At 37.4% G+C, this 20,187-nt stretch carries 19 protein-coding genes; 7 read left to right on the plus strand and 12 right to left on the minus strand.

Features of this window, described 5'->3' with window-relative positions; translation table 11 throughout:
* Positions 1-116 precede the first annotated feature (116 nt).
* Positions 117-2,117, plus strand: coding sequence for a putative bifunctional diguanylate cyclase/phosphodiesterase (locus AC27H3_RS14360; protein WP_487107234.1), 2,001 nt, complete (start codon positions 117-119; stop codon positions 2,115-2,117).
* A 77-nt stretch (positions 2,118-2,194) separates the two neighbouring features.
* Here the strand turns inward: AC27H3_RS14360 and AC27H3_RS14365 are convergent, their stop codons facing one another.
* The 5 genes from AC27H3_RS14365 to priA form a co-directional block, all read right to left on the minus strand.
* On the minus strand, positions 2,195-2,581 hold the full coding sequence (locus AC27H3_RS14365) for a gamma-butyrobetaine hydroxylase-like domain-containing protein (RefSeq protein WP_487107236.1): 387 nt from the start codon (positions 2,579-2,581) through the stop codon (positions 2,195-2,197).
* A 26-nt stretch (positions 2,582-2,607) separates the two neighbouring features.
* The gene (gene hslU, locus AC27H3_RS14370) at positions 2,608-3,936 is read right to left on the minus strand and encodes an ATP-dependent protease ATPase subunit HslU (RefSeq protein WP_487107238.1); all 1,329 of its coding nucleotides are present in this window, start codon (positions 3,934-3,936) and stop codon (positions 2,608-2,610) included.
* A gap of 23 nt (positions 3,937-3,959) precedes the next feature.
* The gene (gene hslV, locus AC27H3_RS14375) at positions 3,960-4,478 is read right to left on the minus strand and encodes an ATP-dependent protease subunit HslV (protein WP_085306175.1); all 519 of its coding nucleotides are present in this window, start codon (positions 4,476-4,478) and stop codon (positions 3,960-3,962) included.
* A gap of 200 nt (positions 4,479-4,678) precedes the next feature.
* On the minus strand, positions 4,679-5,239 hold the full coding sequence (locus AC27H3_RS14380) for an SPOR domain-containing protein (RefSeq protein WP_487107240.1): 561 nt from the start codon (positions 5,237-5,239) through the stop codon (positions 4,679-4,681).
* A 490-nt stretch (positions 5,240-5,729) separates the two neighbouring features.
* Positions 5,730-7,958, minus strand: a complete 2,229-nt coding sequence (gene priA, locus AC27H3_RS14385) for a primosomal protein N' (protein WP_487107242.1) — start codon at positions 7,956-7,958, stop codon at positions 5,730-5,732.
* 235 nt (positions 7,959-8,193) lie between these two features.
* On the opposite strand from priA, the gene rpmE reads away from it, so the two are divergent.
* The 6 genes from rpmE to alr all read left to right on the plus strand — a co-directional run bounded on the left by rpmE (position 8,194) and on the right by alr (position 13,757).
* Positions 8,194-8,406 carry a 50S ribosomal protein L31 gene (gene rpmE, locus AC27H3_RS14390; protein ID WP_077286181.1) on the plus strand — a complete coding sequence of 71 codons (213 nt, stop codon included), beginning with the start codon at positions 8,194-8,196 and terminating at the stop codon, positions 8,404-8,406.
* Positions 8,407-8,663: 257 nt separating this feature from the next.
* Entirely contained in the window at positions 8,664-9,221 is a 558-nt protein-coding gene (locus AC27H3_RS14395) for an RNA polymerase sigma factor (RefSeq protein ID WP_487107243.1), read from the plus strand.
* Between the two features lie 3 nt (positions 9,222-9,224).
* On the plus strand, positions 9,225-9,746 hold the full coding sequence (locus AC27H3_RS14400) for a hypothetical protein (RefSeq protein WP_085306172.1): 522 nt from the start codon (positions 9,225-9,227) through the stop codon (positions 9,744-9,746).
* A gap of 30 nt (positions 9,747-9,776) precedes the next feature.
* Positions 9,777-10,718: a DUF4097 family beta strand repeat-containing protein gene (locus AC27H3_RS14405; protein ID WP_487107245.1), complete on the plus strand. Its 942-nt coding sequence runs from the start codon at positions 9,777-9,779 to the stop codon at positions 10,716-10,718.
* Between the two features lie 534 nt (positions 10,719-11,252).
* Positions 11,253-12,671, plus strand: a complete 1,419-nt coding sequence (dnaB, locus tag AC27H3_RS14410; RefSeq protein ID WP_085306170.1) for a replicative DNA helicase — start codon at positions 11,253-11,255, stop codon at positions 12,669-12,671.
* A gap of 6 nt (positions 12,672-12,677) precedes the next feature.
* Complete coding sequence (gene alr, locus AC27H3_RS14415) at positions 12,678-13,757, plus strand: alanine racemase (RefSeq protein ID WP_487107247.1); 1,080 nt, start codon at positions 12,678-12,680, stop codon at positions 13,755-13,757.
* 87 nt (positions 13,758-13,844) lie between these two features.
* Here the strand turns inward: alr and AC27H3_RS14420 are convergent, their stop codons facing one another.
* The 7 genes from AC27H3_RS14420 to AC27H3_RS14450 form a co-directional block, all read right to left on the minus strand.
* Positions 13,845-14,492 (minus strand): DsbA family oxidoreductase, encoded by a 648-nt coding sequence (locus AC27H3_RS14420; RefSeq protein WP_487107248.1) that lies wholly within the window; start codon positions 14,490-14,492, stop codon positions 13,845-13,847.
* Positions 14,493-14,682: 190 nt separating this feature from the next.
* Positions 14,683-15,240, minus strand: a complete 558-nt coding sequence (locus AC27H3_RS14425; RefSeq protein ID WP_085306167.1) for a carboxymuconolactone decarboxylase family protein — start codon at positions 15,238-15,240, stop codon at positions 14,683-14,685.
* A 406-nt stretch (positions 15,241-15,646) separates the two neighbouring features.
* Positions 15,647-16,297 (minus strand): TetR/AcrR family transcriptional regulator, encoded by a 651-nt coding sequence (locus AC27H3_RS14430; RefSeq protein WP_487107250.1) that lies wholly within the window; start codon positions 16,295-16,297, stop codon positions 15,647-15,649.
* 146 nt (positions 16,298-16,443) lie between these two features.
* Entirely contained in the window at positions 16,444-16,866 is a 423-nt protein-coding gene (locus tag AC27H3_RS14435) for a secondary thiamine-phosphate synthase enzyme YjbQ (RefSeq protein ID WP_487107326.1), read from the minus strand.
* 208 nt (positions 16,867-17,074) lie between these two features.
* Positions 17,075-17,539: a chemotaxis protein CheX gene (locus AC27H3_RS14440; RefSeq protein ID WP_085306165.1), complete on the minus strand. Its 465-nt coding sequence runs from the start codon at positions 17,537-17,539 to the stop codon at positions 17,075-17,077.
* Positions 17,540-18,083: 544 nt separating this feature from the next.
* Positions 18,084-18,602 (minus strand): DUF6436 domain-containing protein, encoded by a 519-nt coding sequence (locus AC27H3_RS14445; RefSeq protein ID WP_487107252.1) that lies wholly within the window; start codon positions 18,600-18,602, stop codon positions 18,084-18,086.
* Positions 18,586-20,052 (minus strand): methyl-accepting chemotaxis protein, encoded by a 1,467-nt coding sequence (locus AC27H3_RS14450; RefSeq protein WP_085306163.1) that lies wholly within the window; start codon positions 20,050-20,052, stop codon positions 18,586-18,588. The genes AC27H3_RS14445 and AC27H3_RS14450 overlap by 17 nt, the downstream gene beginning before the upstream one ends.
* Between the last annotated feature and the right edge of the window lie 135 nt (positions 20,053-20,187).

Genomic DNA, 20,187 nt, shown 5'->3' on the forward strand with positions numbered 1-20,187 from the left:
AAGGCACAACTACTAAGCTGTTATAGCGACTAAAATAATGAAATTTATACAAACTTGTAATTCATTAAAAAACATTATTTAATAGCTAATACTATTTTTTATTAAGAGTTTTTTTTATGGCTGTTCGGGAATTCACCCATAGCTTAATTTATTCTACAGAAACTCTAATTTTCAGTATTCTTGCTTTACTTCTTCTTGCTTACTATCGTGGCCTGGGTCGCACGTATGTGAAGTACTGGATGTTAAGTTTAGTGGCGTTATCTGCCCACCACTTTTCATTAACGCTTGAAAGCATTTTTAACCAACAAGCTGTTGGTAGTTTTATTGATATATCGTTAGCGCTATTGCGGCAAGTTAGCCACTATCTCTATTTTATGTTTTTAATGTTGGGTATATTTAGCGCAACAAAGCAAAAAACAATTCCTCCTAGCGTTATTACTGTAGGTTTGCTCATTACTATCGTAATAAGTGCTACTGCAGTGCTGCCTTATGGGTTTGATAGTAGTAGTGTTTTTAATCGCTTTTATTTACGCGAAAGTATGGCTGCTTTTATTTTTGGTTGTGGTTTTATTATTGCCGCTTGTTATTTCTATTCCGCTAATATTGAACATTTTTCAGGTAAAATTTTATTGTATTTTTGCATGTTTGCAGGAGTGCGTTTTTTAGCTTTTTCATTTGCTTCTATTATTTCATTAACAGAAAGTTGGTTTAGAGAGTTAACTGAGTGGTTGATCTATGTTGATCTTGGTATTCATACTGTTTTAGGTTTTATTATACTTATATGGATGCAAGGTGCAGAAAGGCATATTGCTGATAAAGCGATTAATCGAGTAAAATATTTAGATGAACATGATGCGTTAACAGGTGCTTTAAATCGCGAACAGGTTATTGAAAAACTAACATACGAAATGAAAATTGCTGGCGACAGTGAACAAAAACTTTGTATTTATTTACTCGACATAAAACGCTTCAAATTTGTGAATGATACTTATGGTTTAAAAGTTGGAGATTTAATTTTAGGTGAAACGGCTCGCCGATTAACCGAGAGTATTTTGCAACCCAAAGTAGTTGGACGTTTGAGTGGCGACTCATTTGTGTATGTTATTGATTATACAAGTGAGCAACAACAATTGACCGCAGCTGAACATTTACATGCAATAATTGCAGACCCTTATCAAATTGATCAACATGAAGTACATCTACAATGCAGTGTAGGGTATTGTGATTACCCTAGCGATGCAGATAATGCTGACGAACTATTACAAAAATCTAATCTAGCGCTTTTTCAAGCTGAAAGTACCAATATTCATAGTGTTAAATATGAAACAGGTATGCAGGCTCACGGCCGACATTTAGTAACGGTGGAAAAAGAAATTCGTCATGCTATTGCAAATGAAGAGTTTATTTTACATTTTCAGCCGCAGTTAAATTTGAAGAGAAACCGTTTAGAGGCTGCTGAAGTATTAGTGCGTTGGCAGCATCCTGAAAAGGGGTTGTTAGCACCTGGTCAGTTTTTTGATGACATTCAAGCTTTAAATTTATTTAGTGAACTAGATAATTATGTATTAGAAAAAACATGTCAGACTATCGATAGCTGGTATAAAACTTATAAAAGGCGTATTCCTTTAGCGATTAATATTACCGCAGATGAGTTTCAGAGCCCTAACTTTATCCAAACTATACAAAACCTACTTAAAAAATATAATATTCCTCCGATTTATCTCGAATTGGAAGTTACAGAGAATGTGGTTATAACGGATATTGAATTAGTCATGAAAATTATTGTTGAGTTGCAAAGCATGGGAATTAAAGTATCGATAGATGACTTTGGTACCGGTTACTCTTCATTAGCCTACTTAAGAAGGTTGCCTATTGATAAAATAAAGATAGATCGCAGCTTTATTCAAGAAGTCACCACTAACGACTCAGACTTAACCATAGTAAAAACCATGGTTGAATTATCTCATGGTTTAGGTAAGCGTGTTTTAGCGGAAGGTGTTGAGACAAAAGAACAGCTGCAGTTATTGCGTAATATTGGCTGTGATGCCGTTCAAGGTTTTTTTGTTAGTAAGCCAATTAGTGAAGAAGCGTTTGCTAAATACTTAACCAGAAAATAGCGGTAGCTAAACTTAATGATTCTTTAAGGGAATAATGATTAGACCCTGTAACAATAGCGTTTCGTCTATCGCTGAAATTACTTAACTTCTTTAATTTCTATCATTGCCTCACGGCTATTGCTTACTGCGCTAGTACTCGATAAGTAACGCTGCCAGCGTTGTTGGTATTCAGTCGCTAAGGTGAGTAAATAATCTTCGTTATAAATATTGCTATGGCCATCATCAAAAATGAAGCGGTAGCCATGCTTGCCTACCGATTCAATGTTTAATAGCTGTACTTGTTTCTTATGATAGACCTTAGGTATTTCGCCTATTGCTTTACCTTTGTCGTCAGTTGGAGCGTACACACGTAAATATTCAATACTTAACTCAATAGCTGTAGGACTGCCTTGTTTATCATTTTCAAAAGAAATGGATAAAACTGAAGCAGTTTTATTGATAATAAAGCGGCTAATATTACGCATGTATAACTCCTCGTGCTAATAGTTAATTAGAGAATAAAGCGGCTTAAGTCTTCATCTTTAACTAGATCAGATAAAATATTAGCAACAAAGTCAGCATCAATGAGAATGGTTTCTCCTGTGCGATCGTTTGCGGTAAATGAAAGCTCTTCAATTAAACGCTCCATCATAGTATGTAAACGACGAGCACCAATGTTTTCAGTACTTTCGTTTACTTGCCACGCTGCATTCGCAATTGCTTGAATACCGTCTTCACTAAATGAAATATGTACGCCTTCAGTTTCTAATAAGGCGATATATTGCTCGGTTAATGAAGCATTAGGCTCGGTTAATATTCTAACAAAGTCGTTAGTGGTTAATGCTTGTAACTCAACGCGAATTGGCAAACGCCCTTGTAATTCAGGGATCAAGTCAGATGGTTTTGACATTTGAAATGCGCCAGAAGCAATGAAAAGAATATGATCCGTTTTTACCATACCGTGTTTAGTGCTAACCGTTGAGCCTTCAACTAATGGTAGTAAATCGCGTTGCACACCTTCTCTTGAAACGTCAGGACCAGAGCTGTCTCCGCGTTTACAAATTTTGTCAATTTCATCAATAAATACGATACCGTTTTGTTCAACGGCATAAATCGCTTTTTCTTTGATGTCGTCTTGATTGACAATTTTTGCGGCCTCTTCTTCTTGCAAGGCTTTGAAAGCATCTTTGATTTTTAATTTACGCTTTTTAGTTTTGTCACTCGACATGCTTTGAAACATGTTTTGTAATTGCGATGTCATGTCTTCCATGCCTGGAGGAGCCATGATCTCAACGCCCATTTGTGGTGCAGCTAAATCAAGTTCAATTTCTTTATCGTCAAGCTGACCTTCGCGTAATTTTTTACGGAAAACTTGTCGTGTTGAAGAGTTTTCAGGTTTTTCATCATTGCCAAAGCCATCGCGAGCTGGCGGTAATAAAACATCTAAAATACGCTCTTCAGCTGCTTCTTCAGCTAAATGCTTAACACGTGCCATTTCTTGCTCTTTGGTCATTTTAATGGCCATATCTGCAAGATCACGAATAATAGTTTCTACTTCTTTACCAACATAGCCCACCTCAGTGAACTTAGTTGCTTCTACTTTAATAAAAGGTGCATTGGCTAACTTGGCTAAACGTCGAGCAATTTCTGTTTTACCAACACCTGTTGGGCCAATCATCAAAATATTTTTAGGGGTAACTTCAGCACGCAACTCTTCGTTAAGTTGCATTCTACGCCAGCGATTTCTTAGTGCAATGGCAACGGCACGTTTAGCATCGGCTTGCCCAACAATGTGGCTATCAAGTTCGTGAACAATTTCACGTGGTGTCATATTCGACATATTAATTCCTTACAAATTGGCCGTTATAGTTCGTCAATTACGTGTTGCTGATTGGTAAACACACAAATGTCACCGGCAATTTTTAATGATTTTTCAACAATTTCTTTCGCAGAAAGTTCGGTGTTTTCTAATAATGCAGTAGCGGCAGATTGAGCAAAGTTACCACCACTGCCAATAGCAATAAGATCATGCTCTGGTTGCACAACATCGCCATTACCCGTAATGATCAGTGATGCGGTTTCATCAGCAACGGCTAATAATGCTTCTAGCTTGCGTAAAGCTCGGTCACTGCGCCAATCTTTGGCTAATTCAACCGCTGCTTTCGTTAAATGGCCTTGATGCATTTCTAACTTGCTTTCAAAACGCTCAAATAGGGTGAAGGCATCAGCTGTACCGCCAGCAAAACCGGCTAATACTTTGCCATTATATAAACGGCGCACTTTACGTGCATTACCTTTCATTACAGTGTTGCCAAGGGAAACTTGACCATCACCACCAATGGCAACTTTGCCATTACGTCTGACAGAAACAATAGTAGTCACAATTAACCTCTTACATATTGCCAACTGAGATAGTCGGCTTGTCTAATGTAGAATAGATAAGGGAGGAGGAAGGCTTTTTCAAGGGAGCGGTGTTTATTAATAGCAAGCAGGAATTAATAAATGTGGGTATAGCTGTCAGTTTTTAGCTGTCAGCTATCAGTTTACTTTCATTTTTGCTATAGATTGTGATGACAGGTTACTTAATCCCAGCCCCATATTTTACAGCCATGAACTGAATTATTTTTTAATTTGTGCTTATCTTTTTCTGCTTCACGTTTTTTCGGGTAAGGGCCTAAGTACACTTTATACCAAACTGATGAAGTGCCTGTGGCTTTACTTACTTGTGCTTCTAAACCCGTGAAAGCAATTTTGGCTTTTAAAGATTCGGCTTGTTTACGGGTTCTAAATGAGCCACATTGCATTTTATACGGGCCTTTTTGAGTAACTTTATATTCGCCCACTTCAACTTCTTTGCTTTTTAGGTCGTCTACATAAGTCCATTTTTCTTCAGGTAACTCAGGTAACTCAGGTAGCTCGGTTGTTTTTTTAGGTTTAATTATTTTAGCTTCTACTATAGGTTCAGGCTGTTTATCTTTAATACTCCACAACATATAACCAAAACTAGGTATTGCGATGATCAGAAAGGCTGCAATTAGTTTAACTTTTGTTGGCTTACCTTGAGCTGGTTGCTCATTTTTTTTGTAGGGACTTTGCTTTTTATTTTTCGCTCTTGAGCGGGAAACGTAATCTTGATGTGCCATGGAAAATTTATACCTGAAGACTTTCGCCAATTCTAACCAACTGATAAAGAAAGATCACCCATTGAGTGCATTAATTGTATAAAACACATTCTACGCTATCTCATTTTTCTCTGTTATTAGATTTTTGTTTTTACAGGGAGGAAACAATGAGAAAAGAATGAGTAGGAATAAGGAGGGTTAAAGGTAAGTTTTTAGCCGTCAGCTGTCAGTAAGTTAAAATAAGTTTTAGTATTGGTTTTGCGGTGCTTTTCCTCTTGCAGTTCTCCTGTTTTTCTCCCTGTTATATGGATTTTTATTTTTACAGGGAGGAAACAATGAGAAAAGAATGAGTAGGAATAAGGAAGGTTAAAGATAAGTTTTAGCTGTCAGCTGTCAGCTGTCCTGTCAGTAAGTTAAAATAAGTTTTAGTATTGGTTTTGCGGTGCTTTCCTCTTGCAGTTCTCCTGTTTTTCTCCCAGTGAAATAGGGTTTTAGGGTGCTGTACCCTCAACTACCAGCTTAAGTCGACAGGGTCGATATCAATTGACCATCTCACTTTAGCTTGCCACTCATTTGTTGCACTTTGATGAATAAGTTTAAACACGGCTTGGTGCAGGTGCTTGCGTGATTTAGCCTGTAAAATTAAATGAAAACGAAATTTACCGGCTTTTTTCTCCATTGCTGCAGGCACCGGGCCCGCAAACTGACAACCTTCGAAAGGTATTTCTGTCATCGCGCGTAAAAATTTTTCTGGATAAGAAGGATAATTCGCTTCGGCTCTAAATAAAGCTTGAAAACTAAAAGGTGGCAATAAAGCTTGTTGACGCTCTATAAGCGCTTGTTTAGCAAAATGTTGATAACCATTGTGCACTAAATCTTGCAGCAAGGGATGATCAGGAAAATTACTTTGTACCATTACTTTGCCTGGCTTACTTGCGCGACCTGCACGTCCTGATACCTGTACCAGCAATTGCGCCATATGTTCAGCCGCGCGAAAGTCATAACTAAAAAGTGCACCGTCAACATCAAGCACCGCCACTAAAGTAACGTCAGGAAAATGATGACCTTTTGCCAGCATTTGCGTGCCAATTAATAGTTGATGTTCCTTATTACTTACCTCGGTTAATAATTTGGCTAAAGCGCCTTTTTTACGAGTGCTGTCGCGATCAATTCGCACGGTTGAATACTCAGGAAACAGCGCACTAATTTTTTCTTCTAATTGTTCAGTACCTTGGCCGATAGGTTTAATACGTACGCTACCACAGCTTGGGCATTGCGGAGGAATACGCTTTTGGCTACCGCAATGATGACAGATAAGTAACCCTTGACCTTGATGAAGCGTATAAGGCTTATTACAGCGTTGGCAATCAGCCACCCAGTGGCATTCTTGGCAGTTAATAGCCGGAGCGTAACCACGGCGATTAAGAAATATTAAGGCTTGCTCGCCGCGGGCAAGGGTGTTTTTAATCGCTTGTTTTAACGTACCAGAAAGGCCATGTTCCATTTGTTGTTGTGCAACATCAATTAAGGTGATTTTAGCTGTGGAGGCATTGCCAGCACGTTTACGTAATCTATGGTAATGGTACTTGCCTGTTAAGGCGTTTTGTAATGACTCGAAGCTCGGTGTGGCTGTGCCCAATATAATGGGAATATTAAGCTGTCTGGCTCTGAGTATGGCAATATCGCGTGCATGATAACGAAAACTGTCTTGTTGCTTAAATGAAGCATCGTGTTCTTCATCAACAATAATTAAGCCTAAGTCATGCAAAGGCGAAAATATTGCAGAACGGGTACCGATAACAATTGCTGCGCTGCCACGTTGGGCTTCTAACCAAGTTTGTAAGCGCTCTTTATCGTTCAATCCTGAATGATGCAGGCTAATTGGCACATTAAAACGCTGCTCAAAACGGCTAAGCGTTTGAGGCGTTAAGCCAATTTCAGGTACTAATACTAAAACTTGCTGACTTTTAGCTAATACCTGCTCAATGGCTTGTAAATAAACTTCAGTTTTACCACTGCCGGTTATGCCGTCGACCAAATGACAAGAAAACTGTGACTGCATTTCTTTGACGGTAGCTACAATCATGGCTTGCTCGGCTGATAAGTTCAGTCTGTTTTCTTGCTGAAGTGCGTCTGGCTGCCAGGTAAACTTTGAGACTGGACGAGTTTTGCTATAAATAAGTTGTTTTTTTTCTAAAGCATTAAGCTGTGCTTTATTAAAACCAAGCGTTAATAGTTCAGACCATGTCATGCCTTGGTGTTGCTTGAGCATAGCTAATAACTCAGCCTGCTTCGGCGAGCGCTTAGCGGTATTGGCTTGTTCTTCTTCGGTTAAACTTGCTTTTGTTAACCAAATTTGTGGCAGTTCAACATCGGGCTGTTTAATTTGTCGTAAAAGCACAGGAAGCGCTTGTTGGAAAACATCGCCAATAGGGTGATGGTAATAATCACTGCAGCGCTGGATAAAACTAAGTAATGTTGGTGAAAAATTAAAGTTGTCGGTAACTCTACTTAATATCGACTTTATTTTTGCTGGCGAATATTCTGTGCTTTCATCTAGCGACAATACAATGGCAACAACTTGTCGAGAGCCAAAAGGTACAATGACACGCTCACCTAGGCTAATGGGTTTACTATTCAATTCGGCAGGTACTTTATAAGTAAACAATTGGCGCATCGGCACCGGTATTGCAACTTGTACGTATATTTCTGTAGAAGGGGTTGCCAAAAATGTTGTCATATTAAAACCAAATGTTGTGCTTATTCTACTGCTAAATTACGCAATGCCAAGCCAGAAAATCGCGCTATCGGTATTTTTATGAAATAAAGTTAAGGGTTGCTTAAATTTTTAGCGATTTTTATTGCTATAGCGATAATGATCCTATAACATTCGCCTCCATTATTTTTAACTCGTATGGTGCTTGGCAGCAATAATGACTGATCAAGTGGCGATACGGCCTTAACAGAGGTTTCCCATGAAAGACGGTATTCATCCAAATTATGTAGAGTTCAAGGCAACTTGTTCTTGTGGTAACGTTATTACAACTCGTTCAACTGTAGGTAAAGACTTACATTTAGACGTATGTTCAGAATGTCACCCATTCTACACTGGTAAGCAAAAAGCTGCTGAGACTGGTGGTCGTGTTGATAAATTCAACAAGCGTTTTGGTGCTCTTAGCAAGAAGTAATTCTGCTAATATACCAGATGAAAAAAGCACCTTTGGTGCTTTTTTTTTACCTAAAATTAAGTTTATTTAATTTTAGGTAAAAAAACATAACGACATCTTGATGAATAGACTTGTTATTACATTGTTATCCCTTAGTTTTTTACACCGTAATTATCTGCTCCTCAGAAAATAATTATTTTATTTTTACTTCTCTTTAAACCCTTTTACGGCATACTGCATCTAACTTAATAATTAAGAAATTGTCGAGAATTTACTTTTTGGATAAGTTAAAAGTTATTGATGCCAATAAATGTTTTAGCCCAGATCTTGAGCCGCAATGGATAGCACAAGCTCAGCAGGGTGATCAGCAGGCGTTTCATCACCTTTATCAAAGTTATCACCGTCGTATATACGCACTGTGCTGGCGCATGATGGCCGATAAAGACAGTGCTGAAGATGTTTGCCAAGAAGTTTTTGTTCAGCTTTGGCAAAAAATAAGTAATTTTCGCGGCGAAAGTAAGTTTTCAACTTGGCTGCACAGTGTCGCAACCAATATTGTTTTAGGACATATTCGTAAAAATAAAACTTGGATACAACGAATTTTTAGTATTGAAGATCAACCGGTAAAAGACACTATGGTAGAAATGCCAGAATGTTCAAACTTAGATCAAAAAATTCAAACCTTGCCTGAAAGGGCACGCCTGGTGTTTGTTTTATTTGCCATCGAAGGCTATCGCCATGAAGAAATCGCTAATATGTTAGGTATGGCAGTAGGCACAAGTAAAGCTCAGTATCATAGAGCTAGAACTTTATTACGCGAGTCGTTAAGTGAGTAAAAAATGAAAGAAACGATGAATGCTGATAAGAATGCTGAAATGAGTTTACAAGCGGCAATTGCACAGCTTCCCAAAGAAATAGTGCCAGAGCGAGATTTATGGTCGGGTATAGACAAAGCCATTAATCAAAGTGCTACATTGGCAGACAATAATGACAAGAAAAAAGCCTTTACACCTGTTGCATGGGCAGCTTCAATAGTTGCTGCAGTATTATTAACTTGGGTAACTCTAGGGCCTGAACAGCTTACTAGCAAACCTCAGATAAACTTAGTAGCAGCAATGCAGCAAGACTTTGAACAACAAAAACAAACAATGTTAGTGAATTTTGGCGCGCCAGACATTAAGCAATTACCAGTAGCAATGCAAACTGAATTAGTTAAGCTAAGTTCTGCACAAAACACGATTAGCAAGGCCTTAGCGGATGATCCTAATAATAGTGATTTATTAAATTTATTACGTTGGACGCAGCAGCAAGAGTTAGACTTGCTTAATCAATTATATAGCCCTCAGTGGCAAACAATTTAATCGTGATGATAGTCGAGATAAGAGGTTAACATGAGAAGCTTACGTAATTATTTATCCCTGTTGCTGTTAATAGCTGCCTTGCCAAGTAAGGCCGGTGAGCGAGTCGACGAGTCAATGCTATTGGGGAATATTACCAATGTAACTATTGAAAATTTACGCGGTGAAGTAAGTGTTATAGGGAACAGCGGTGATACGGTAACCGTATCGGGCGAGTTAGACGATAAAGCACAAGGGTTAACGTTTGAACGTTCAGGATCACGAATTATTATTAAAGTTGAAGTACCCAACAATAGTCATAATAGTTGGGGCGAAGACGGCTCAGATTTGACTATTGTAATGCCTAAACATGTGCGGGTTAGTTTTAAAGGAGTATCTTCAAATATCAATATTAGCAACTTTACGCATGGCAGTGAAATTCAAACAGTTAGCGGTGATATTAACGCTAAAAACCTTATGCAACAGGTAGAGCTTGCAACGGTTAGCGGTAATATTGAAAGTAATAATCTCTCAGGGAAATTGCGTTTGTCAGCAGTGAGTGGCGATATTGATGACCGAAACTCTTCAGGCAGAGCATTGTTTAAAACCGTCAGCGGTAATTTAAACGCTAACTCTAGTGCGAATGAGATATCAGCTAATACCGTATCGGGTGACATAGAATTAAAACTTGCAAAAGTTGATGAGTTAATTGTTTCAACGGTGAGTGGAGAATTTTTCAGTCAGTTATCATTAAATGACAATGGCTTGGTGAAAATGTCGAGTGTCAGTGGAGATTTAACTCTCGACTTTAAAAATGAAGTGCAAGCCAGTTTTAATTTAAAAACCAATGCTGGAGGCAATATTGTCAATGAACTAACCTCAGCAAAAGCGAAGCGCGCAAAGTATGGCCCAAGTGCTAAGTTATCTTTTGAAACGGGCAACGCCAGTGGTTCAGTTCGAGCAAGCACCGTCAGTGGGCGTATAGAAGTAAAATAACCATAGTAGCGCCTCTTTTATAGAGGCGTTAACCTTTGCGAGCGCATATTAATGCTGCGAACATATCGTGATCAACCCCGCGATTTTATTGTTAAATACCTAGCTAACCTGAACGCTGAATAATGAGTGCTTGATACTCAAGTGATTCAAAAACTTAGGTAGTAAAGTAAATGCTATAGTAAGGTGAATATTTCGAATAGACACCGCCAATGTTTCATTTTATGCCATTTCCAAGGCAAAATGTTTATGACTAGCGAGCTATTTATCGACGTTTTAACGCAGATAATGGGGTAAAAGGGAGCATTGAGTAAGTGCTGCTTATCCAGAATTAAGATTATCTATAAGCTTATCGAAATCACCTTTATTTAAAATGTGTTCAGTGAAATATATTGAAATAAATCTTTTCGTTTTTCATTTTGCTTAAGGTGAATTTCTGCTACATTAGCTCTCTTTATTTTCGAATAATTTTATAACGTTATTGAGGCATAATTTTTCTCAATAACAAAGATTATCGCCAAGCATTTAGGGTGTGATATGGCCGATCGCAAGCCAGCCAAGTTCAGTAAAAACAACCAATTTCCTCGTGACAAACAAATTGATGAGTTAAAAGTTCCGCCGCATTCATTAGAGGCAGAGCAATCGGTGCTGGGTGGTTTATTATTAGATAATGAAACTTGGGACCGAGTCAGTGAACGTGTAGTAGCACAAGACTTTTACAGTCGCTCTCATCGAATTACTTTTGAAACAGTTGGTCGCTTAATTGAACTAGGCAATCCGGTTGATTTGATCACCTTATCTGAAGCACTAGATAACGATCAAATGCTTGATGATGCGGGTGGTTTTGTCTATCTCGCTGAAATGATGAAAAACACGCCAAGTGCTGCCAATATTACTGCTTATGCTGATATTGTAAGAGAGCGCGCGGTTACCCGTGAAATGATCAGCGTAGCGAATGAAGTTGCTGAAGCCGGTTATGATACTCAAGGCCGTACCAGTGCTGATTTACTCGATTTTGCTGAAACCAAAATTTTCGCGATTGCAGAACAACGAGCAAATAAGTCTGAAGGCCCTGAAAACATCAGCTCAGTATTAGAAAAAACCGTTGATCGTATTGAAAAACTTTGTGCATCTCCAACTAACGGTGTTACCGGTGTTTCAAGTGGCTTTACTGATCTTGATAAAATGACGGCTGGCTTTCAAAAATCAGATTTAATTATTGTTGCTGGTCGTCCATCAATGGGTAAAACGACCTTCGCGATGAACTTGGCAGAAAATGCCGCCATGACAGAAGATAAACCTGCACTAATTTTCAGTTTAGAGATGCCTTCTGAACAGCTGATGATGAGAATGCTGGCCTCGCTTGGCCGCATAGATCAAACTAAAATTCGTACCGGCCAATTGGAAGATGAAGACTGGGCGCGCTTATCGTCAACCATGGGGTTATTAATCGAAAAAGGCAAAATGTATATCGATGATGCTGCAGGTTTAACGCCAACCGATGTGCGTTCAAGAGCAAGACGAATTGCGCGTGATCATGGTGGCATTAGCTTAATTATGATCGATTACCTTCAATTGATGCGTGCACCACAGTTTTCCGATAACCGAACCTTAGAAATCGCTGAAATATCTCGCTCATTAAAAGCTTTAGCCAAAGAATTACAAGTGCCTGTTGTTGCGCTTTCGCAGCTTAACCGTGGCTTGGAGCAACGAGCAGATAAACGCCCAATTAACTCCGATTTACGTGAGTCAGGCTCGATTGAGCAAGATGCGGATTTAATCATGTTTATTTATCGTGACGAGGTATATCACGATGATTCTGAATACAAAGGTATGGCTGAAATTATTATCGGTAAACAACGTAACGGCCCAATTGGTCGTGTGCCGTTAACCTTCCAAGGGCAATTTTCTCGTTTTGATAATTACGCCGGCCCGCATGTTTTGGATGAAGACTAAACAATTATGGCGTTACACACAGCAACCGCGGTTATTGATTTACATGCTTTAAGTAATAATTATCAGTTAATTAAATCGCTTTCGCCTGATGCTAAAATTTTAGCGGTACTTAAAGCAAATGGTTATGGTCATGGTTTAGAGCGTATTGCTAATGCGCTTCCTGATGCTGATGCTTTTGGTGTGGCGCGTATTGATGAAGCGCTTGCCCTCAGAGCGGCAGGCATAGAAAAACCGATAGTATTACTTGAAGGTTTTTTTGCTAAAGAAGATATAGAAACTTTATCTGCTAACAATTTACAAACGATAGTACATAACGAGCAACAGCTTTCTGCTATTGTTAACGCTAATGTAGATTCGCCATTAAAGGTTTGGTTGAAAATAGATACTGGCATGCACCGATTAGGTATTAACCCTGAGCAATTAGCAAGGTTTTATCAAGCGTTAATACAATCGAAAAATGTGCAGCAGCCAATAATATTAATGAGTCATTTAGGTTGCGCAGATGATAAAAACAATCCAAAAACTTCTCAACAAATAAGCTTATTTAACGAGTTAACCTCAGCATTACCTTCAGAAAAAAGTATGGCTAACTCTGCTGGTGTTTTACAGTGGCCAGAAAGTCACTATCAATGGATCAGACCCGGCTTATTAATGTATGGCGTTTCACCACTAACTGCTGGTAATAACATTAAAGGTATTGAACCTGTCATGACTTTACAGTCTAGTTTAATATCGGTACGCGAAATAGCGGCAGGAGAATCTGTAGGGTATAGCGGCACTTGGACGAGTGAGAAAAATACTAGGATAGGTGTTGTTGCCATAGGGTATGGAGATGGTTATCCTCGCCATGCAGCTAATGGTACTCCCGTACTTATAAATGGCCGTCGTGTGCCGTTAATAGGCCGTGTTTCTATGGATATGATCTCGGTAGATTTAGGGCAAAACAGTCTAGATCAAGTAGGTGATATTGCCACTCTATGGGGTAAAGGTTTACCTGTTGAAGAAGTTGCTGTCTTTGCAACAACCATTCCATACGAGCTTTTGTGTAATATTACGCGTCGGGTACATGTTCAATTAGCAGAGTAATTATTGTTAATTAAATTCAAGCCATTGTTCAGTCTTAAGTTTCCTCAATGCAATGGCTTATTTTTAGTTTTCATTTAATTTGATTTTTTATGAATCTTTAAGTTGTTCAGCTAAAACTTGTATGAAAGTTTCAACAGGTTGTGCACCTGCTAGCGCACTTTTACCATTAAAAACAACGGTAGGTACCGAGGAAACACCAAGCTTTTGCCAATAAGACTCTTGCTCTACTAACGTTTCTATTGCCTGATTACTTTGCAACTTAGCCATTGCTTCTTCAACATTAAGTCCAACAGCAGCTAGTTCTTGCGCTAAAACTTCCCGATCAGAAACATCTTTTTTCTCGGTAAAAAATGCTGAGAATAAGCGTAATTTTAACGCGGTTTGCTTGCCTCGTGATTTTGCGTATTCCAATAAAATATGTGCGTCACGCGTATTAACTATTTTCATTCCTTCAAAGAAGTTAAAGTCAAAATCAACAGTTTTACCATGCGCGGTCATTTCTGTTCTAAATTTTGCACTACTTTCGGGGGTAGAGCCGTATTTACGTGCTGAATGTGCACTTAATTCTTCGCCTTCTAAAGGCATATTAGGATTTAGCTCAAAGGGTTGCCATTCTATCTCTACTTTGTTTTCAAGTGCTAATTCAGTTATAGCTTTTTTTAAGTTACCGTAACCGATAATGCACCACGGACATACCACATCTGAAATGATATCTATTTTGATTTTGTTACTCATTTTATTTCTCTTCAAAACGTTGTCGATATTAAAAACCAGCAATAATTAAGTGCTAAGTCATTGCCTACTTTCTTCATGTAATTAACTAACCCGATAGTGGAAATACTAGATATTTAGATTTAACGTTAAGTAGTGAAGCTAAAAAAGCCAATGCCTAATATTAAGCATTGGCGTGTTAGCTTATTTAACATTATTTAGCTTTTTTTTCCCAAGCAAATTTATTAAAAGGTGCGTCTACTTCAGTTGAAGCAATGTGATTAGTATAGTTGCTGATTACTTTTTGAGATAAGCCTAAAAGAATTTCTAAAACTTGTTGCTCGGCGTAACCTGCGGCATAAAAGTTTGCTAATTCTTCAGCTGATATATGGCCACGATTACGAACAAGAATTAATGTTGTATCAAGTAAAGCTTGTAATTTTGCTGTTGGCATAGGCTTTTCATCGCGTAATGCTTCAATTAAATCAGCATCTACTTTCATAGAGTGTGCAATGGCAGTATGGGCAGGTACACAATAGTTACAGCCATGCTCAACATTAATGCCTTGCCATACTACGGTTAATTCTTCTGCGTTGAATGATGTATTAAGGAAAAGTTCATGCAAAATTTGATAAGCATCTAATACATTTGGCGCGCTAGCTAACACGCCATGTAAATTAGGTAACATGCCATATGCGCTAACAGATTTTTCTAAAAGTGCTTTACTTGCTTCAGGTGCTGATTCAATTGTGTGTGTAGTTAATGTAGTCATATCAAAGTGCCTTAATAAATTATGTTAAAAAGTTTCTATCTCAAAATTTTTTATACCATTTGGTAATTAATCGGTATTGTACCGATCGGTATTTATAAGTCAACAGCTATTCGAACAATAATTTTTTATCAGTATTAACTGTGTTTTATTCACAGGTGTTGAATGCGTAAAACAACGTTTCAAATATTGTTGTTATTTATTTAAATTATGAAGAATTAAGCGTTAATACATTAGCTTGGTAAATAGCGTTGAGCTTGTACTCGCTAGGTTCGAAGTAAAAAGTAAGTGAAAAAAGTGAAAAGAGGTAAATAAAATTAATATATTAACTGTAAGTTAAGTTTGAGGGGGCAGCTTACAGTTAATTATAGAGTGGGGACAGCGTTGTGAAAATATAAAATAATAAACACTACTGAATTGTATTAGTTGTAATGATTCCGACTTTTGTTTGTTCATTGTTACCAGCGAATACACCAGCCAAAATAGTATCAATAACAAATGCTAATTCGGTTGATGACACTTTAGAGCGGGCCATTGCAGCACAACCTTTTAAAGCAGTATATAAGCTTAATGAGTTTCCTTGTGCATGATGATGTAAGCCCAATGATATTGCTTCTTTATCGGTAGTAAATAAGTCTACAAATAACGTTTTTGGCAAAGCTTCTATATCGATAAGTAACTTTGATGCTTCTTCCGGTATATCTCCACCGGCAATTTCAGATTGGCATAATACAAGGTAGCAACCTTTAGGCTGCTCTGTACTACATTGCATACCAACGATCGACATCATATAGTTTTTTAGGCGAGTTTTTAACGGCGTATCAGGAGTAAATAAAGCATCTAGATGCACCTTCATTTTATTTTCAATGTAATATCGAGTGGCCTTAATAAATAAAGCTTCTTTATTACCGAACGTGCTATACATGCTAGGTTTATTAATGTTCATGCTTTTTGTTAAGTCTGCTAAAGAAGCGCCAACAAAGCCTTTAGCCCAAAAAACTTCCATTGCGGCATGCAATGCTGTTTGTTCATCAAATTTTCGTTTGCGTCCGCTAACCACAATAATCACCATTTATTTTACTGAATATTAATATTGTACCTAATGGTATGATTAACTTCAATCTACAAGAAAATTTAACAAGTTATCTTGTGAAAGACAATTTATTACCACAGCATATGCAAAGTAAATGAGCTATTTAATATGGCTTATTCACCGTTTATAGTAATTACTATGGTTCTTGAACCACCATAATCTCTATGTTCGCCAAGATAAATGCCTTGCCAAATACCTAAATTAATTTTGCCATTTTTTAATGGAATCGTAACGCTAGTTCCTAGCGTACTCGCTTTAATATGAGCAGGCATATCGTCTGGCCCTTCATATGTATGACGATAATAAGGTGCATTTTCAGGGACAAACTGGTTAAAGTGGCGCTCCATATCATCTCGAACTGTTGGATCTGCATTTTCATTAATCGTAAGCGATGCAGATGAATGCTTAATGAAAACATGTAACAAGCCACACCGAACACGTGGAAAATTAATAATCGCTTGTTCAATTTCTTCAGTGATTAAATGAAAGCCTCGAGAGTAAGGCTTGAGTTCTATCTCTACTTGTTGCCACATAATTTTAGTTACTCTTATATTATAAATATAATTGCAGTGTTTTTAAGAAGGCACACCACTATGTAATTTAGGAATAAAGTCTAGTTAAGGTTGGTGAATATGTTGAGTATGCGCCCATGAAAATGTTGAAGCAATTAACGCACTAATCAGTATTGTTTTGTGCATAAAAAAGCCCCGTATTAACGAGGCTAACTTTCAATATTGAACTGAATTATTTATCAAAACTAAATTCAATATACGCATTACCAAATTCTGACGTAAGTGCAATAATAACAATGGGACCGTCAGCCATATGATGAATTGAATGGGCAGGGCCTGAAACTACCATAGGTGTTGCCATATCAAACTCTATGCCTTTTTCACTCAACATACGTTTCGCACCGCCGGTGACCATATTGGTAATTTCACCAACGAGATCCGTAATTTCTTCATTGATTTCATCTGGTCCTTCGCCAACCATTTTTTTCATTGTGGCGAGTGCTAACTTACCTTCAAAGGTTATAGATAATGAACCTTTGGTTTGTTCACTAACCATACCAATTAATCCTGAAACATCGCCTTTAGCAATTTCATTTTTTTTCAAACGAGGTTTTTCAGGTGTAAGTTCCATTTGTGCCATGGTAGACATTACGTTAAGCATCGAAGAAAGAAAGGGGTTAATAAACTCTACATTCATGAATTTTTCCAAAGGCTCAGTTTAATAAAATGACGTTATTTTGCTTATTGTAGAGCAAAATTAATATCGAGCAGCATTAATTATTATTTTGTATTTCATTAATAATAACTGATCTATTGAAAGTTAGGCTACCTTTTATCTGTTTATCGTTAAAATTAACCGTAATCATCTGTTTTGGATAATGTTCCGTTAATACACTATTGATTATGTTATGACCTGTTAAAGTATGAGGAATCTAAGCTTCTGATTAATAAATTATTCATTATAAGGATAAGTAACGAAGGAATGTATCTGTTTGGTTTCAGCTATAGCCTTGTCAAAATTATTTACGATAAGATGAACTCTCGAATGAATGGTTTTAGTTAAGAAAAAGAAATACTCTCGTTAAACAACATCGTATGAATAACATCATTTGCACAAATTTAAATGGGCCGGCTGTATTTATCTAATAGTTGAAATTAATGTTTACGAGGTACACAGGTTAGAAAGGGGAGAACCAATAGCGCTGAAAAAGTAGAGTTTAAAGTAAATAGCATTACTCATTTTATATTTTACAGTAACAGCCTTTCGCCTCTTTAATAATAAGGTCAGCTGAATACCCTTTAATAAAATTAGATAACATGGTTTGTGCAAACCCAGAGGTTTGTGAGCAAGCTAGCCCTTCACCATAAGGACCATAATACACCACTTCTCCAAGACTGTTTAGAATGGCGACCGAGGGGGTTGCAGGTAAAATTGTATGGTCTTCAAGACTAATATGTTTAACGTTGAAGTTATTTGCTGAAGCGATATCGTTGATATCTTTAATATGTGCCTCACTATATTGTTGGCACTGACAATTAGCTTGATTAAAATGCAAAATCGAACTGCGACTGCTTGGTTCAATATATTGTGTTAGTGAATCTGACAATTTTTGAGGATCGAGGTAAGTTATTTTCGTGCCATCATTAAAATTAACCAGCTTGTTATCAATAAAATAAGCAAAAGCTACAAGGGTTAGCACTATCCAAATAACAAATACCGCTATTTGGATAGGCGTAATACTTTTATTTAAAGCGGGCAATATTACCTTCCATATCAATTGCGCTGTTTGATAATTTTAGTGACTCTTGATCTAATATTTTTATTTTTTCAATATCCGTTTGAACTGTGCTTTTTAGTATTTCTACACTTTTTGCAATTGCGCTTGTTGTGTTTGCCTGTTGTTCTACCGCGGCAGCAACATTGATTGAAACATTGCTTGCTAGCGCAACTAAATCAGACGCTTTAACTATTTTACCTTCAGCGTTACTAGCGCTATCGATAACAGATTGCACTATTTTTAAGCTACTTCCCATAGAGTCAGTGGTAGATTTTGAGTATGTTTGAAGAATATCTAAAGTTGCGCCAATTTTATCGGTACTTTCTTTTGTTCTGTTTGCCAGTGCTCTAACTTCGTCAGCTACTACAGCAAAGCCTCGGCCCTGTTCACCAGCTCTGGCTGCTTCAATAGCGGCGTTTAATGCTAATAAATTCGTTTGATCAGCAATGCTGGTAATTTCAGATAATACATTTGAAATTGCTTCAGTAGAGTTCGCTAATTCTGTTACTTGTTCGCTCGTTTTTTCAAGCGCGATAGTTAAGTGTTTATTGTGATTGTTAATTTCAACGATATCTTCGTTTGTTGCTTGAGTGTAATTATTAGCCTCTTGCATTTGATTACTTAGCAAGTGTGTTTCTTCAGAAATCGAGGTAACTGTGTAAGATAGTTCTTCTGCAGATGTGGCAATAGCCTCTGTTTCAAGTTGCCTCTGTTGTGACAAACCCTCCAACTCTTCTTTTGTTTGAATGAGTTTTTGTGAATTACTGTTTAGTTCAACAATTTGCACTTTTACACTGCCAATAACACGCGATAATAGCGCAAGTAAATCGTTAAATGAAAGCAAAGTGCTGTCTTCTCTTGCATCAGTTTTAATATTTAAATCAATAGCATGAGTGTCTCGAGTTAATTGTTTAGTAACAAGTGCTAACTCTTGACCTATTCTATTTACTTTCGCCATCATATTTGCAATGTAGCCGGCTATAAGTGCTTCTGTTGCTGCATAAACAGCATGAATAATAACCGTTGTTGAGGCCAATCTATCTTGAGTGAAAACAAATACACCAAGATTATTCGTTTGCAGGATATAAAAAGAAATGTGATGTATACATACAACAAGTAGAGCAGTTATAAACACTCGCCAATCTTGATAAATAATTAAAAAGGCCATTAAAATGAACACTTCAAAGTGCGTTTCGATTAACCCGTTTGTTTGATGAATATGCAAAGCTGAAAAAATCATTAAAGCTATAGCAGAAACATGACGGGTAATAGCTAAATTTGGGGCCGTTTTGTTGAAAAAAATTGGCACAATTAAAGCGGGTAATCCGATGATAAAAGTAGGTAAATAAGAATCGTAGAAGAAGGAGAGAAATAAACTCTCAATAAACAAAGCACTGAGTAAATAGATAAATATTTTATTAGTTTTATTCATTTTGACCTTAAAAGTATAGGGTTGTATGTATATTAATGAACCTAACTTTATTGTCAGGAATTGTTGAATATTTGGCGTATAACAGCGTTAGCGGCCACGTTTATAACGAACTTAAAAGACTGAGAATAATAAATC

The organism is Colwellia sp. NW0002-52-1, assembly GCF_057550865.1.